Origin of the sequence: Peribacillus sp. NPDC058075 (assembly GCF_042885195.1) — a bacterium.
Taxonomy (GTDB): Bacteria; Bacillota; Bacilli; order Bacillales; family DSM-1321; genus Peribacillus.
Genome location: NZ_JBHVSL010000001.1, coordinates 250,876 through 266,734 on the forward strand (window position 1 = coordinate 250,876; position 15,859 = coordinate 266,734).

The window sequence follows — 15,859 nt, forward strand, 5'->3', positions numbered from 1 at the left end:
GATGGTTGAGCAGAAAAATTTACAAGAATTAAGAGATTCCTTATCTATCAAGCCTGATAATGCAGGACTTAAACATACAATCAATCGTAAGAGCACCTTTTTACCATTTACCACAAGAGGTACGGAGCGACCTAAATTCCGTAAGGGATTTGAAGGCGTTTTAGGTGAGTTTACCCGTAATATTTCATCAAATAATTTGAAGGAAAAGTTGAATCTTGAGGATTTAATTAAAAATATCAGCAAGGTAGTCGATGTTTCAGAAGAAGATAAACCATTCTTTGAACAAATACTTCGCCATTTTTTACAAGATAAAAAGGGGAATATAAAAGTGTTCCATCCACACGTTTTTCAATACCTGCCCTTTAATGAGGGGCCGGAAATGAAAGGGGAACAGGAGATAGCAAAATTTTTGTCCGATGTATTGATTGAAGCGGATAAGGAATTCGAGAAAATGTTTGAAAAGAATTCATCCGATGATTTAGTGGCGAAATTAGTATTGCATCAACTTGTCGGGGTGGAGAAGACAGATGCTAAAATTAAGTATTCAAGCAAACTTCCATACATTTCGAAGATGTTTAAAGAGGATTTCTTGTTCTTGGTGCAACATGAGGATTACTTTAAAAGTCATTATGAAATATTCTTAAGCTATTATTACTTTTTGTATATCACCCAATTGACTTTAAAGGTTTCTCAAAAAGGAAAAGGAAAACTCGATTCAAACAATGAAGTTTTTTACACTTTGGATTGGGAAGCAACGAGTAAAAACCGTAAGAGCTATGGTTATGGTTATCAGATGATCAAGGAAGCCGCACGAACTCTATTAATTGATATCAATAGTTTAGAGCATTTGAACTTCCTGATGGGCACTGATGATTCCCAGAGTTATTCTGAACTGCAGCTGACATATGAACAGTTGCCTTCGGAAGAAAAAGAGTTGCTATTGGGCCTGCTTAGTAAATGGATAGTGGAGTATCGCTTTCATCTAGCTCTACCCGAACAAAACTTACCTGAGAATTTAACATATGAAGATTTGGTTGCAAAGTTATATTCTAGCATTGAAGAGGCATACGAAAAGCCGACGATGCAAGGTCCACGGAATCGGTATAGTCTGTCAATTGAAGAAATCGGAAAAAAGTTCTTCCTGAAAACAAGGGGTTCATTAGGTTACATGTTGAATGTTAGCCAGGATTTATTATTGTTGTTAACTGCACTTAGTTTAAAAAAAGAACGAAAGTCATTAAAGCAGGTTTTCCTTGATCTGGAACTCCGAGGCATATATTTAGATAGATATTCTCGGGAAGAAATCGTTAAATTATATGATAAATTGAATTTGTTAGACAAAAAGAGTGATAGTGGGGATGCCCAATATGTTAAACCAATTTTATAAATACCTATCAGAGAAATTAATCAGTTATTTTAATCAAGTCACTTTACAAGGTGGAGAACGCTTTTATCTGCAATTTGATAATGAGGAACAAGTTAATGCGTTTTACGAATTCTTGGAATCTGATGAAACATCAAGTATTTTTAGATATCAGCATCATCAAGGCTCTCCGTATACAACTTTTTCGCTTCAATCCGGAAGAGTAAAGATTGTCGTTGCGGCAACTTCCGAAAATGTGACCCCAGATTTCTTGGTAACACTTCGTAATCAAGTGGGGGAACAGAAGGGAATTTGGTCAGGGACGGCATTACTGAGCATTTGTCATGAAACACTTGACAGTATAAGGGGTGGAAGTAGTGACTTACAAAAAGAGGGGATGCCTTTCAATGTAAAGTCAATATTAAGGACTCTGAAAGAAGAGATTGAAAAAAATAAGTCCCTTGCATCCGATCAAAAAGAATTATTGAAATTTCACCTTAACAAAAAATTGGAAGAATCTTTTATTCAATCATCATTATGGGATTATGAAGAGATACTAGGCTTCCTATCACAAGGACAGATAAAAAAAGAAGACTATTCCCATTTAGGACTTTTTTATGACGGGAAATTGGACCAGTATCCTCAAAGCCAAATGAAAAAAAGATTGGAAGAAAACTATTCTTTATTCGAAAAAGTACAACATATACATGAATATGAAAACCTTCAAAACCAATTGGAAAAAATATTTGACGATAAAGGTGTCCAAGCCTTGCGTAAAGAAAGTTGGAATGAACTGGACTATGGATTTGTGAAGGAATCAGCAGAAAATGTAGTAACTGGACGGACTCTTGGTTATATTGAAAATCTGAAAAAGAAATCCAGTGAAGGATTATTCTATTGGGAGAAGCCTCATAAAGATACCAAAGTTGGCCAAAGAAAACGGCATTTGATTGTTTTCAATACAACAAAAGAAAGTGAAGTAAACCTTACCTTTGAATTTGATGAGTGGCTAAAAAAAGAATTCATTCATAAAAAATCCGAAAACTTGTGTACCGTATCAGGAAAAAAGCTAGTGATGTCTTTATCTCATGAACCTAATAGCACCTCTTTCCACCAAATCGTCTATACACATAACAATCAATCGAAATCCAAGTATGATTTCAATGTTGCCATTGTTGAATGCGACCAGGATTTCTTTGGGGAAATTAAAACGTTATATGAAGTCAATAGTAAAACCCAAAAGATTATTTTAAATAAAAAAGACGAAATGATTACCTTTGGCGATAAAAGTTTTGGTCTGAAGGAAATATTCGTTGAAGAAGAAAACCAAGTCATCATGGAATCGAATCAAGGGATTGAAATTTCAAATGCCTCTTCGGCTTGGAATGATGATAACTTACATTTCCAAATACAAAAAAATGGAGCCCTTATTCCATTTAATATAAAGGAAGAAATCTCTAGGGTAACTCCTATTACGGGAAGCAGAATATGGAAACTTAAAAGGGAACAGTTAGAGGATTTCCATTATGATGTCGAAAATAATAAGCTAAAACAAAACACACGTGAGTTTTCAGCACGTGAAGAAATAAAAGTATTTTTATTGGATGAAAAAGAGTGGGTGGGTAAAGGACTTTTTCATGCGAAGCGAGAGGTGACTGGGCTCGAAGGTTTAAGTCTGGACTTAAACGTGGAAATTGAACAGGCTTATAACGAATTGCTAAGGTATTTTAATTCGCGAAACCTATTACCTAGTCTTTCATATATGAACGAAGAGCTTTTCGATGTATCCTTTAAGTACGTAAATTCTTTCATTGAATTGATATCGGGGATTCAGGAGAATGTAATTTTGGCGGAACAATCCAAGAACTTATTTAAACTTGGAACAATCATAGAGAAAGATAAAATTTCATTTACACCTTTACACCCTTTAAATGTAGCCTATCAATTGGAAATCCATAAAAGGTTGAAGAATGAGCCAATAGAATCGCATATTTTGGATAGACTGCATCCCAATAACCTGCTTCCATATATTTATGGGGAGGATAAAGAAATCTATCGCCCAATAAATCAAAAAGATGCTCCAGAATGGATGATTTATGAGCCGATGCAAAAAGTGGCAATAGGCGAATCAAATGCGTTTCTAGCTAATGTAGTGGAGGAAAAATTAAATCAATTCGTACAGCACTTCCCTTTTTTATTTTTAAAACAATCAAAATCACCCATTCAAATTAATGTAATTAACATCAGTAATGATCATGAGGTAGTTAGAGGACTCATCAATTTCATCAAAAAGCAAATTGATAAAAAAGGTGCATCTGAAATCGTTCCGATTGAAGTAGCCTTGTATGAAGATAAAGCTACCGTCAGTGCCTTCGAAAAATTTTCCATGAATGACGATGTGGAAGAATTTGAAGCGACCTTTAATGTATCATTGACTACAAAAAAATTGGATGCAGTCGATGTTTTAAGGTTAATTCGAGAAAACGTGCTCTATTATAAACCATTGAATGCAGACGAATATGGCTATGCCCATATTTCCTTTTATAAAATGATATCGAATGATTCACCAGCTAAAAATAAAATACAGGATATAGATACAGGCTTGTCATTGAAAGGGCTTCTATCATCCATATCATTCTTGGAAACGGAAAAGGATTATCGTACTGGTTTTGGATTGAAGAACGCTGAACATCAAACCAATGAACTTATCTCTATTGCCATTTGTTTGAATGAATTAGCTAGCAACCTTGATAGCGGGGGTACCAACCCTTATCGTAAGGATGAAACAATCGTTACAAGAACAGCCAATTATGATGAAGATATACTAAATCAATTGTACGATACGTCATATTGGGTCACTTTTATAGAACCTAATGTCGATTTGAACTTTTTCCAAAATGCATCCCGGAACCTATTGGTAATCCATTATAGTGATCAATATTCTTCCTCCACACAATATGATGCAATCACCGTTACGGATAAATCAGCACAATATAAATTAATAATTGAGCAATATCTAGCTGGTAAGGGAATAATTACCAATCCGCCTCAAATTGAAACGGCAATTCGTGGTTTTAATAGCTTAAATGGTGAGTGGCTGCTCCGGATAATTGGCAGTAAAGGACACTTTTCCCGAGAAAAGTTAAGTATCATTTCAGCGATACGCTATATCCTCAGTACTTTGGATCACGAAAACATCTTTTGGGTGCCTATATCATTGGAGGAAGTATTGCGTATTGCAGGAGCAGTAAGGCTAACGAAAAGTGAAGGTGTATTTTCTGCGAAAAACCTTAATGTCAAAGGTATGCATAGTGATGATTTGCTTTTAATCGGCATTGAAACCAGAGGTGAGGATACCTTTGTGCATTATTATCCAGTAGAAGTGAAAATAGGTTTTAATCAAGAATCAACCATCGTTAAGGCAAAAGAGCAAATAAACAAAACTCAACAATTGTTTAAAACGCAATTAGCTAAATATAATGAGGATGGCCAAGCATTATTTAAAAATGAATTCTTTAGGAATTTCTTCATCCAATTGTTATTGTCTAATGTTGAGAAATTGATTGATAATGATATCTGGCCCGAAAAGGATTACTCCCGAATCCATTCCCTGAAAGAAAAATTGTTGAATGATGATTATCAATTACGTAATCATCTCCAACCGTTTATCGGAAAAGGGGCGGTGTTATCTTTTAAAAAGGAACAGACATGGAGATCTGTTAGACTGGATGATGATATTTTGGTCGTCGATTTAACTGAAGATGATGGATATTCAGGTATGATCACTGAGATTGAAACCCTTAAAACGAATATTAGAAGTGCAAAAACAGACATTAAACCAGAAAGTTTATTGTTCCATAAATATCGATTTAAATTAGAGGATAACCCTGATTCAAGGTCTGATGATATTATGGGAATACCTGGTATTGAACCACCCAAACCAGAACCAAAACCACAACTAGAACCAAAACCAGAACCAGAACCAGAACCAGAACCAGAACCAGAACCAAAACCAGAACAAGAACAAGAACCAGTTATCGTGGACCCGAGTATTCCACATATTCCTGAGTTGAAGGATGTTAGGGTTCTTTTAGGAACTGTAGAAGGTTCTGCAAAAGAAGTGTACTGGGAATACGGTCATCGTGAACTAGCAAATCGCCATATTTTGATTTCAGGAAAGTCAGGGCAGGGAAAAAGTTATTTCATCCAATGCTTATTATTGGAATTATCGAGAAGCGGGATTTCCAACATCATTTTTGATTATACGGATGGATTTAAAAATTCTAAACTTGAGCCACAATTCAAAGAACAATTAAGTGGTAGTCTGGAACAATTCCTGGTTGCAAGGGATAAGTTCCCAATCAACCCTTTCAAGCGTAATCAAAAGGAACTTGACGAGGATGAATACATGGATGAGGATAACACGGACATTGCCGAGCGAATTAAAGGTGTGTTCTCGTCAGTATACAAAGATTTGGGAATCCAACAGCAAAATGCCATTTATGAAGCTGTACTTCGCGGGTTGGATAAGTACGGGGACAGCATGAATTTAGAACTGCTCTTAGTGGAACTTGGAGAGGACAATACAGGTCCAGCCAAAACTGCACGATCTCAAATCAAGCCACTTATAGATAAAAATCCATTCAAGAGCGACGGTGAATATAATTGGGGAGAAATTTTATCTCAAAAAGGTAAAGTGTGCATAGTTCAGCTAACAGGCTATAATCGGGATGTTCAGATGATGATAACTGAATTCATTTTGTGGGATTTATGGAATTATCAATTAAATCATGGAGATAAGACTAAACCTTTGGCTGTCATTTTAGACGAAGCCCAAAATTTGGATCACCGTGAAAAGTCTCCAAGCGCTAAAATTTTGTCGGAAGGAAGAAAGTTTGGCTGGTCAGGTTGGTATGCCACTCAATCATTCAGAGGTCAGTTTACCATCGATGAAATTTCCAGGTTGCAAGGTTCGAGCCAAAAAGTTTACTTTATGCCACCTGAAAATGAAATTAGTGCAATAGCCGCTAATCTTGCACAAGATAGTCATGCAAGAAAAGAATGGGAACGCAAATTATCCACATTAAAAAAAGGGCAATGTGTAGTCTCAGGACCTATGCTTCAGGATGATGGTACATTGAAACATAGTATGCCGATTGTCATTGATATAAGTTCATTGGATGAAAGATTGAAATGAAATACAGAAGGCTCCAGTTTTCTAGGAGCCTTTTAATATTTTTTTATCGTCCTGATGATGCAAGTCTTTTATATTGACTCATTTGCATGGACCTTTTCGTTCAAATCTTTCAGTAATGCTGCGGCATTTATATAATTATTGGTGTTTAAAATGGAATCTAAAATTCTTTTACTATTTCTTCTTTACACTTTAAAATGATAGAGATAGGATATATAATATTAAACCATTAATTCAGTATTAAAAAGATTTATATAAAATATTAAGGTTAATCCTTGATTCTTTAGGGGATTATCATTCATTATAGATATAAAAGCCGAAAGGATGTTCGGTCATGATAAATGCAATTGAATTGTTTGCGGGGGTCGGGGGGTTTCGGCTTGGCCTGGAAGCTGCAAAAGGATTTGATGTGGTTTGGGGTAACCAATGGGAACCATCAAAAAAATCACAGGATGCTTTTGATTGTTATGCAAGACGATTCGATAAAGGTGCTCACTCTAACGAAGATATTACAACAGTGGACGAAAAGAAGTTTGTGAATAAAGGGATTGAATTAATTGTAGGTGGATTTCCTTGTCAAGATTATTCAGTTGCGAGGGGCCTTTCCGGAGAAAAAGGGATCCAAGGTAAGAAAGGAGTGCTCTTCTGGGAAATAATGCGGCTAGTAGGAGGAATCAGGCCAAAGTATATCTTGCTGGAAAATGTGGACAGATTATTGAAGTCCCCATCGAAACAGCGGGGAAGGGACTTTTCCATCATGCTGGCAAGCTTCAGGGATTTGAATTATTCGGTTGAGTGGAGAGTCATTAATGCCGCGGAGTATGGGCAATCCCAGAAGCGACGCAGGGTCTTCATTTTTGCAATCAGGAACGATACGCCGTATGCCATAAGCAGATTTAACGAAGGTGAAGCCGCAATGCTGCATGAGCGAGGTTTCTTCGCAAATGCATTCCCAGTGAAGTTGGAAATTTCCACAAAGCATAAGCCCGATTGTTTTATGATGGAAGAAGATCTTTTGGAAATATCGAATTCATTCTCGAAGACTTATTTGAATGCAGGGATAATGAGAAATGGCAAGGTTTATACTGAGCAACTGGTTCCTATAGAGGAGAAACCACGTATGTTAGGTGAAATCTTACAGTCAGGTGTCGATGAAAAGTATTATTTGAACGTAAATGCAATCGAGAAGTTCAAGGATTTTAAAGGGCCGAAAAAGATTGAGAGAATCGCTGCGACTGGACATAAATATACCTTCTCCGAAGGTGGGATGGCTTTCCCGGATGCATTGGATAAGCCTGGCCGTACTATGCTGACAAGTGAAGGTACTGTGAATCGGAGTAGCCATGTGGTGGAAGACCCTGAAACGAAAAGGCTTCGCATCCTGACCCCGGTGGAATGTGAACGATTGAATGGGTTCCCTGATCATTGGACGGAAGGAATGTCCGAACGGATGAGGTACTTTTGTATGGGAAATGCTTTGGTTGTCGGACTGATTGAAAGAATGGCCAAGCGAATTCTCGAAATTGAGGAAGAAGATGCCGAAGCCATTAAAGTGAATCCACAACAACTACAACTTAGTATATATTAAATTTTAAATGGTTCTTGGCTAATGGTCAGGGACCATTTTTATTCGTCTGCCACATCTTCTTTGGCCTTATCGATGAAATTGGTGATTTTTTCGATGGTATTATTAAAATCTTTCCTTATCTCATGCTCCCAGATTCGTAAAATATGCCAATTTCCATCTGTATAATATTTTGTGATTTCTAAATCGCGTTCCTGGTTTCTCTCAAGTTTCTTCACCCAGAAATCGACATTGCTTTTCGGCATTTTCCCATGAATTGGACAAAAGTGCCAAAAACAAGAGTCGATGAATATGACGACCTTATACTTTTTGATGGCGATATCTGGTGTCCCTATCATACCTCTTACATTCCTTCTGAATCTATATCCCCTGTGCCAAAGTTCATGTGAAACGAACGTTTCCAGCTTCGAAACGGCTTTTATTGATGACATGATTTTACTCCGGGTTTCTTTCGTTTCTAGTAATCGTGCTTTATTTGCCATATGAGGAATCCCCTTTCAGCAAAGAAGTGTTGTCCATTACATTATTAGTACCTATCCTTCCAATTTATAAACATTCATATTTGCAATGTTGCTATGGGTATAATGAAATAGCATAAAGTTGTTGGGGTGTTCCTGTTTGGCAGGTATTTAAGAAGAAGCAAATCCTTGACCGTTCCTAAATTTTTTGGTAATCGCTTTCATTCGAAGAAGGTAAGACTGGCAGCTGCCATCACGACGATTCTTGGAATCGCAGCATACTTGGTAGCCGTTACCCAAGGGGCTGCGGTTTTATTGGCCGAGGTTACCCGGGGTTTCCTATCCAATGGCCCTGGTGATCATGTGGGTCGTGTATTCATCCTTTACCATTCTCTCAGGTGCGAAGGGGGTCATGGTAAATGATACCGTGAAGTTCTTTTTATTCTCGATCGCAACGTATCTTAGCTTTCCTTATATCATCAAATCTGCAGTCGGATTCCCTGATGCTGTTATGAAAGCGGCAAACCTGGCAGAACGGCCTGATTTATTAAGCTGGCATGGCATTACCGGTCCTGCCGCAACGATGGGCACTCCTTGGGAAGCATTGGCCTGGGCAGTCATCATGGGCTTGGTCTGGGGCATTGTCATTGCATTCAGTCCATGGCAAAGCAGCCGATATTTTATGGCAAAAAATGAACACGTAGCCATCCGGGCCGGCGTTTGGGCAACGATATCCATTTTGACCGTTTATTTGTTTCTTCATATCAGCATATCGACAATCACTACCATTAAAGCGGATATCGCCCCGACGGAAAAGGTATTCATTTGGGCAGCGATGAATATCGTTCCGACATGGCTTGGAGTCATCATCGTCAGCGGCATCATGGCTGCGGCATTATCCTCCTGTTCGAGCTTCCTGCAGATTATAGGAAGCAGCATAACTCGGGATATCATGGAACAATCCCGGAAAAAGGAATACACCGATCAACATCTATTAAGGGCCAGCCGCATTTCCATGGTCGTGATTAGCTTGATCATTCTCTTGATTGGATTGTTCCAGCCGCCTGCCGTCATGTGGATCGGCTACTTTGCGGCTACATTATTTGCGGCATCATGGGGGCCGATTGCCATATCAAGCGTATTTTCTAAGAAGGTAACGAAAGAAGGAGCCTTTTGGAGCATCGTATTCGGCTTCGTTGGCGTGATACTCGGAGAAAGCCTCGGCATGTTCGGAATAAGCCTTCCCGTTTACCTCAATCCTGTCATCATTGGTTTAATCTTAAGCATAGGTGCAATGATCATTGGCTCCAAGTATGGAACGATCACCATCGAAGAAAGGGAGTTTCAAGCAAATATCCTTCAAACCCCAATTGAAATAGACGAGCAAAAAGAAATGAACATCACCCGCAGATACCCAGCCTATTTGATGATAAGCGGCGTCATGATCATCATGGTAACACTAGTGTTTTATTATTGGCCGATCAATTTGAATTGATAGAAATGGCAGGGGATCTCCCTGTCATTTTTTAATGTAACTATCACTATGACTATTTTCCCTCGCCTCATGAGCAAAACCAAATGATTTGTTTATGTCAGTCTTTCAACTAATTTAGTATTATGTTGAAAGAGGTGATTTCAATATTTAGTCTCTCTTTTCAAAGTGACACAAAAGTTATGTCTTTCCATGTTATGCTTTGAGTAAACAAATAAGGAGCTGCATACATGATTAGAATATATGCTGTCATTTTACTTGCTGGCTTAATGTTAATTGGATGTTCTTCTCAATCGAATGTAAAAACATCTAAAGAAAAGACATCTTCTAAAGAAGAGTCTGAACTAAAAGATCCCGCAGACTCTTTTATTTACGAAAAAAACAAAACTGAACATAAACAAACAGTGATATTTGAAATCGAGTCGAAATAATATTATTAATATTGAAAAGAGCGACTGCAGTTAATTAGCAATCGCTCTTTATTATTTATTTACCTGGTCTCATAGTAGTTTTCAGCTGTGTATATAGGCCAACTCCAAAACGCCTCACCTTGCGAAATAATGTAACGGTCTAAGAAGATTTCAAAATTAAGGTTTAGAGATGATAGATCTGTAAACTCCATAATGTTAAGGTAATTTGGATCTCCACCCTTTAATTTATCCGTATTTAGTATTAGATAACAATCCTCTAATAGATGTGCAATAGGAATCCCGTGTTCACTTAGATATTCAATCTCTTGATATTCTTTTATTTCGTCTAAACTAAATATCTCAAGACCATCACCTAGTTTATCACCGTCTTCATCGATAGACTCATATATTCTAGCTCCATTATGGAGTGTTAAGAATGCCTTATAGTCTTCAGGAAGTTTGATGCTATTTTCATTTTCAATCTTTTCTATTTCAGATGCAACAGCTTCGGAATTAAAAGAACAAGTTATCTCTCTAACTTCTCCTTCGTAAGATATTATTTTCATTTGGTCATTGGTATTCAACAATTTTTTAAGTCCGGATAGGGTGCTATGTACAAAATGACTCAATTCGCTTGTCCCTCCAAATTAAATTAATATGAAGCCTGCCAGGTGTTACTGTTTGTTGATGGATTCCTCTTGGCAATGGAAATAAATTAGACATCGAATTTGTTCCGCCACAGTTTAATGGCCATTTCGATGCGGAACATGCTTTATTGAAACAGAAATCAAAAGTAAAATCATTCAATGGTTTCAGTAGTTGTTTTTCCTTCAGTTGGAGCGTATTTATAGAATGTCATTCCCGCTGACCCAAGAAGAATGGTTGCTACTAGAACACCAGTAACCCACATGATGATTTTCTTTTTCATATTTTTCACTCCTTAGATGCTATCGTTTCATTGCTCTTGTCTACTTAATTATTAATAATATCATGCAAAATTTAATTGTAAAATAATTACTTTTTAGGGCGGTTTTTTTAAATCAAAACAAAAAAGAACAGCCGACGTCAGGCTGTCCTCTTCAGTCTCCACATTATCTTCATGATACGTACCTACCAACCTCTGATAAAAAACCTCCAGAGTTATTAATCATCCATTACGGATGAATCGTAACAGGCGTCCCGATTGGAACAGTCCTTGATAATTCCTCCACGTCCCGATTATGCATGCGAATACAGCCTTTTGAGACGGCTTTACCGATCGAGCTGGGATCATTCGTTCCATGAATGCCGTAGTGCTCCTTGGATAGACTCATCCACATTGTACCGAATGGGCCTCCGGGGTTGGGGTCTTTATTAACGATGATGAATTGTCCTACTGGTGTACCGAACAGCATTCTTCCAACAGCGATTGGATATTGTTTTTGCAGTAGTCCATTTTTAAGCAGCATTAGCTTACGATTGTTAACGGACACATCGATTTGAAATGGAATGGTATCAGCAGGGGGAAAACCAGGGATCATGATGGGTTGACCAGGATTAACGACATTTGGATTGATGTTCGGGTTAGCAGCGATGATGGCCGATAGCGGTCTCCGATAGTCCCTGGATATCTGTGTCAGTGTTTCACCTGGTTTAACGGTATGAATCAGTCTGAACACCTCCATAGGTTATAGTGGTCATGTTTCATTCTATGTGATTTTTCAAAAGTGTTTCGTAACTCGCTGTTATCTGTTTTTAATGTAACTAATATGTTAAGTAACTTAGCCGAAAAGAAATCGAAATGAACATTTGATAAAATAAGTTTTTATGGAGATGGATTTTTTGTTAGTTAAAGAGGGGGAATAAAGGTGGAGGAACATGTGAAAAAGGCTTTAGTAGAATGGAATGAAGAAATCAGTGATGTGTTAAATGGGATAGAAAAAGAGTATGAAGAAGTGAAGCGTGATCTTCAGGTTTATTCCTATAAATTCAATATTACCAAGCAGGTTGTACAATCCACTATAAATGATGAAATTATTCGCAACATCCGTGAGCTCTATCATAAGCCTTTCGAGCAAAAATTGAACGAATTGAAAGAGTCTATAAAAGAGCTGGAAGAAAAGAGAAAGGTTTTTCAAATGTTTGTCGATAAAATTGAAAAGGTTAGTGAAAGAGAAGAAGGAAAACCGCAAATATCAGTCATATAAGGCAGCGAAGAGTAGGACTCAGAACAACTCTACCATTCTATACACAAAAACCATGGCAGCGAATATACCTGCTTTTTTTTGCTGGAATTTGCAAAAAGCGTTCCTTTGTTTACCCCAAGATCAACCCGGGTACACTATCCTATAAAAAGGAAATGGGGGAATTCTATGTGGAATGCGGTCTTTTGGGGAGGGGTTTCGGGTTCTGCCGTCCTGCTTGGCGCACTTGCCGCCATCTTCATTCCTATTAAGAAAAACATCATTGGCTATATTATGGCTTTTGGTACGGGTGTATTGATTGGTGCAGCGGCATATGAGCTGCTTGCTGATTCGGTGAGTGATGGAGGAATATGGGCGACGGCAATCGGATTCATAACAGGGGCCGCCGTGTTTACTGCCTTGGATTTTCTTATTTCCAAAAAAGGTGCGGATAAAAGGAAACGATCTAATAATAGCTCCTCGAAGGAAGCGGGCCTAGCCATTTTCATCGGGACGGTGATGGATGCCATACCGGAGTCGATCATGATTGGCGCAAGCTTAATAAGCGGTGGCTCGGTAAGCTGGCTATTGGTCATTGCCATCTTCATCAGTAATATTCCGGAGGGGCTCTCAAGTACAACGGGACTGCTTAAAAGTGATTATTCCAAGAAGAAAATCATGCTGCTGTGGTTTTCCGTCCTGATCATTTCGGCACTCTCCTCGATGTCGGGCTATCTATTCCTCGATCATGCCCCGGACTATGTCCTGGCGGCGATGGCAGCCTTTGCAGGCGGCGGAATCATCGCGATGATTGCCTCAACGATGATGCCTGAAGCATTTGAAGACGGAGGCCCGATCACGGGCATATTCACCGCCGCCGGCCTGCTTATCTCTTTGGTTCTGGATTCGATGTGAAATTGTCCCCTTGGAAGAAAGGGGGGCAATTTTTTTGTGTATACATTCTTTCATAGTAAGAAATGCACAAGGAAATCTATCTCGGAAAAAGAATTGTTGGTGTTAAAATATCATTTCAAATCATACACTCTTCATATAGATTTTAGTCATTGAGGAGATGTTAGACATGAACTTCGAGATGCAAATAGCGAATATGCTGGCTGATAATATAAATGGTTTTATTACATTCGTCCGTGAAAATCATGAAAATGAAAATAATTGCTTTTGTTTAAATAGAGATAAATTGTATCAATTGAAGCTTCTTGTCGAGGAGTATAAGTTTCATGTATGGGCAGATGAACTTAAACGAATCAATCGGTTTACATGGGATGAAAATTACACGCATTTATTGGTTGATAGATTCAGAAAAGGGATGGAGATCATTGAAGAGTACGTTGAAAATAACTACAGCGATTTATTCATTTTTACCGCTAGAATTTATACGTTGAATAACCTCAGCTTAATATTTTGCAAGGATGAAGAAGCGGGCACAGCCCTCGGCGAATAAAAGAAGAGCACATATTATCGTATATAATATGTGCTCTTCTTTATTTCATTATAGGGATAGTTGACCAAAAAGATTCTAATTCTTTATATGCTCAGAGCCTGATCTTATTTGCTTGGCATCGTAGAGATATATTTTTTGACTACTTCATACACATATTCTTGATTAGCTGCTGCTGTATTAGGGTTATATTTACCGCCGTTCACTTTATTATTGGATAGTACTCGTATACCTAAGAAGGGAACATCGTAAGCTTTGGCGATTTGTGCTGCTGAAGCTCCTTCCATTTCTTCAACAGATGTACCATATTTCGTATGGAACCATTTAATCCGATCCACTTCATTATTCCAAACGTCTGCAGAACCGATAGTACCATAAACAACCTTACCTTTTGTATAAGTATCTTTAACTGCATGAGCAGCTGCGAGTAAATCCTTATCTCCCTCGTAGAAGCGTGGTTTTTCAGCGTTAGGATCTTCTCCTGCACTTCCTTCAGAAGCCATTAGGTCCATTGGTTTCCAAATGGTTGGATCAATTCCTTCGTTTTCAGCTTTATCTGCTGTTTTTAATGAACCTAGGTTTACCGTTCTTTTTCCTAAAACAATATCAAAAACGTTTAAGTTTGGATCATGTCCGCCTGATGTCCCTTGATTGATGATGGCAATAGGGTTATATCTTTCAATGGCCAATGCTGTAGCGGCAGCTGTGTTTTCCATCCCTTTACCTGTTTTTGCAACGATTACAGGATAATTGTCTAAAGTTCCAATGTAAAATACAAAATCTCCTGATTTTTCTTCTTTAACATTTTTTAACCTTTTCGCGAAATTTTCAGCTTCGATCGGCATTGGACCTTGAATCATGATAGGCCTTTGATTCTTTTTTTCGGCCGTTTCATTTTTGGAAGCAGAACTGCATGCTGCAATCACCGACACGAAAAGTAATGTAATGATTCCTAATATCGTGTACTTTTTGAACATGTTTTTTCTCATATAATTTCTCCTTAAAACATATTTATTCGATTGTTTGATACACTCGCAGTAAGGTCAAAGAAAAAGGTCCAGAACGGCAGAATGATTACTGCCTTCTAGACCTACGATAGTCAAAGTAAAGATGATTAAGCAAAATGATTAGCATGCTAAATCATTAGCTGCTCAAGAAAGCGGGCAGCCGAATACTTTAACTCGTAGTCTAGTTCTTTCACTGGGAACCAGGTAGAAACGCTCAGACCATATTTCCGAGCTTATACGAGTAAATGACGATTATTACTTTGCTAATATAACAAACAAATGATAGATAATCAATAAAAAAAAGTGAACATTAAAATATAATTATAATTTAATGTTCGTGTTTGAAGGGGTTTGGTTCGATAATAACGCTGATTGGAACGTAGGACACCTGATTTCCTCGGCTTGCGCCTGCGGAGTCTCCCCTAGAAGCGCTTTTCCCGCAGGAGTCTCGAACACCCGCTCCAATAAACCGGAACGCTTTTTAAATAAAAAACTACAGGCAAACTGCCTTTTCTTCCAATTTTGCTATCGTCTGGAGGGGGGCGGAATGGCTCATCCCGATCCATGATTATATGGTTTCTTAATGTTTTTTTAGATTTAAAAAATCTTAATTGGATGGAAGAAATTTGCGACACTCCTGCCGAATAACTGGCTAGCCGAGACCCCACAGACGCTTGCGTCGAGGAGGCTTGGCAGACAGTCGGCGGAAAGGGAGCGGATTTCTGAAAT

General features: G+C 38.1%; 14 protein-coding genes and 1 riboswitch. Of the genes, 9 read left to right on the forward strand and 5 right to left on the reverse strand.

Annotated elements, in window-relative coordinates:
• The first annotated feature begins 1 nt into the window (after position 1).
• From dptG to dcm, 3 genes are all read left to right on the forward strand, one after another.
• Positions 2-1,387, forward strand: coding sequence for a DNA phosphorothioation-dependent restriction protein DptG (gene dptG / locus ACFVS1_RS01300; RefSeq protein ID WP_387544799.1), 1,386 nt, complete (start codon positions 2-4; stop codon positions 1,385-1,387).
• On the forward strand, positions 1,368-6,560 hold the full coding sequence (gene dptH / locus ACFVS1_RS01305; protein ID WP_387544800.1) for a DNA phosphorothioation-dependent restriction protein DptH: 5,193 nt from the start codon (positions 1,368-1,370) through the stop codon (positions 6,558-6,560). The genes dptG and dptH overlap by 20 nt, the downstream gene beginning before the upstream one ends.
• Positions 6,561-6,891: 331 nt before the next feature.
• Positions 6,892-8,145 carry a DNA (cytosine-5-)-methyltransferase gene (gene dcm / locus ACFVS1_RS01310; protein ID WP_387544801.1) on the forward strand — a complete coding sequence of 418 codons (1,254 nt, stop codon included), beginning with the start codon at positions 6,892-6,894 and terminating at the stop codon, positions 8,143-8,145.
• Between the two features lie 38 nt (positions 8,146-8,183).
• On the opposite strand, the gene ACFVS1_RS01315 is transcribed toward dcm, so the two are convergent.
• Positions 8,184-8,624 (reverse strand): very short patch repair endonuclease, encoded by a 441-nt coding sequence (locus ACFVS1_RS01315; RefSeq protein WP_387544802.1) that lies wholly within the window; start codon positions 8,622-8,624, stop codon positions 8,184-8,186.
• 165 nt (positions 8,625-8,789) lie between these two features.
• Between ACFVS1_RS01315 and ACFVS1_RS01320 the strand changes: the two genes are divergently transcribed.
• From ACFVS1_RS01320 to ACFVS1_RS01330, 3 genes are all read left to right on the forward strand, one after another.
• Positions 8,790-9,023, forward strand: coding sequence for a hypothetical protein (locus ACFVS1_RS01320; protein ID WP_387544804.1), 234 nt, complete (start codon positions 8,790-8,792; stop codon positions 9,021-9,023).
• A complete protein-coding gene (locus ACFVS1_RS01325) occupies positions 8,962-10,095 on the forward strand; it encodes a sodium:solute symporter family protein (RefSeq protein ID WP_387549158.1) in 1,134 nt (377 codons plus the stop codon). Before ACFVS1_RS01320 ends, ACFVS1_RS01325 begins: the two co-directional genes overlap by 62 nt.
• A gap of 227 nt (positions 10,096-10,322) precedes the next feature.
• Positions 10,323-10,523, forward strand: a complete 201-nt coding sequence (locus ACFVS1_RS01330; RefSeq protein WP_387544806.1) for a hypothetical protein — start codon at positions 10,323-10,325, stop codon at positions 10,521-10,523.
• A 59-nt stretch (positions 10,524-10,582) separates the two neighbouring features.
• Here the strand turns inward: ACFVS1_RS01330 and ACFVS1_RS01335 are convergent, their stop codons facing one another.
• The 3 genes from ACFVS1_RS01335 to ACFVS1_RS01345 all read right to left on the reverse strand — a co-directional run bounded on the left by ACFVS1_RS01335 (position 10,583) and on the right by ACFVS1_RS01345 (position 12,151).
• A complete protein-coding gene (locus ACFVS1_RS01335; RefSeq protein WP_387544808.1) occupies positions 10,583-11,131 on the reverse strand; it encodes an SMI1/KNR4 family protein in 549 nt (182 codons plus the stop codon).
• A 170-nt stretch (positions 11,132-11,301) separates the two neighbouring features.
• Positions 11,302-11,430: a hypothetical protein gene (locus ACFVS1_RS01340; protein WP_262870760.1), complete on the reverse strand. Its 129-nt coding sequence runs from the start codon at positions 11,428-11,430 to the stop codon at positions 11,302-11,304.
• A 226-nt stretch (positions 11,431-11,656) separates the two neighbouring features.
• Positions 11,657-12,151 carry a L,D-transpeptidase family protein gene (locus ACFVS1_RS01345; protein ID WP_352926030.1) on the reverse strand — a complete coding sequence of 165 codons (495 nt, stop codon included), beginning with the start codon at positions 12,149-12,151 and terminating at the stop codon, positions 11,657-11,659.
• A 198-nt stretch (positions 12,152-12,349) separates the two neighbouring features.
• Here ACFVS1_RS01345 and ACFVS1_RS01350 point away from each other — a divergent pair, with 198 nt between their 5' ends.
• The 3 genes from ACFVS1_RS01350 to ACFVS1_RS01360 all read left to right on the forward strand — a co-directional run bounded on the left by ACFVS1_RS01350 (position 12,350) and on the right by ACFVS1_RS01360 (position 14,126).
• Positions 12,350-12,688 carry a hypothetical protein gene (locus tag ACFVS1_RS01350; protein WP_057276953.1) on the forward strand — a complete coding sequence of 113 codons (339 nt, stop codon included), beginning with the start codon at positions 12,350-12,352 and terminating at the stop codon, positions 12,686-12,688.
• 165 nt (positions 12,689-12,853) lie between these two features.
• The gene (locus ACFVS1_RS01355) at positions 12,854-13,579 is read left to right on the forward strand and encodes a ZIP family metal transporter (RefSeq protein ID WP_137024404.1); all 726 of its coding nucleotides are present in this window, start codon (positions 12,854-12,856) and stop codon (positions 13,577-13,579) included.
• Positions 13,580-13,745: 166 nt separating this feature from the next.
• Positions 13,746-14,126, forward strand: coding sequence for a hypothetical protein (locus ACFVS1_RS01360; protein WP_352925937.1), 381 nt, complete (start codon positions 13,746-13,748; stop codon positions 14,124-14,126).
• A 104-nt stretch (positions 14,127-14,230) separates the two neighbouring features.
• Here the strand turns inward: ACFVS1_RS01360 and ACFVS1_RS01365 are convergent, their stop codons facing one another.
• Positions 14,231-15,112, reverse strand: coding sequence for a 5'-methylthioadenosine/S-adenosylhomocysteine nucleosidase (locus tag ACFVS1_RS01365; RefSeq protein WP_387544811.1), 882 nt, complete (start codon positions 15,110-15,112; stop codon positions 14,231-14,233).
• 175 nt (positions 15,113-15,287) lie between these two features.
• A riboswitch (purine riboswitch) is annotated at positions 15,288-15,391 on the reverse strand.
• Positions 15,392-15,859: the final 468 nt, after the last annotated feature.

Excerpts from the sequence above, each read along its gene's own strand:
- dptG (WP_387544799.1), top strand. The coding sequence starts at position 2 with ATGGTTGAGCAGAAAAATTTACAAGAATTAAGAGATTCCTTATCTATC.
- dptH (WP_387544800.1), top strand. The coding sequence starts at position 1,368 with ATGTTAAACCAATTTTATAAATACCTATCAGAGAAATTAATCAGTTAT.
- dcm (WP_387544801.1), top strand. The coding sequence starts at position 6,892 with ATGATAAATGCAATTGAATTGTTTGCGGGGGTCGGGGGGTTTCGGCTT.
- ACFVS1_RS01315 (WP_387544802.1), bottom strand. The coding sequence starts at position 8,624 with ATGGCAAATAAAGCACGATTACTAGAAACGAAAGAAACCCGGAGTAAA.
- ACFVS1_RS01325 (WP_387549158.1), top strand. The coding sequence starts at position 8,962 with ATGTGGGTCGTGTATTCATCCTTTACCATTCTCTCAGGTGCGAAGGGG.
- ACFVS1_RS01330 (WP_387544806.1), top strand. The coding sequence starts at position 10,323 with ATGATTAGAATATATGCTGTCATTTTACTTGCTGGCTTAATGTTAATT.
- ACFVS1_RS01340 (WP_262870760.1), bottom strand. The coding sequence starts at position 11,430 with ATGAAAAAGAAAATCATCATGTGGGTTACTGGTGTTCTAGTAGCAACC.
- ACFVS1_RS01355 (WP_137024404.1), top strand. The coding sequence starts at position 12,854 with ATGTGGAATGCGGTCTTTTGGGGAGGGGTTTCGGGTTCTGCCGTCCTG.
- ACFVS1_RS01360 (WP_352925937.1), top strand. The coding sequence starts at position 13,746 with ATGAACTTCGAGATGCAAATAGCGAATATGCTGGCTGATAATATAAAT.
- ACFVS1_RS01365 (WP_387544811.1), bottom strand. The coding sequence starts at position 15,112 with ATGAGAAAAAACATGTTCAAAAAGTACACGATATTAGGAATCATTACA.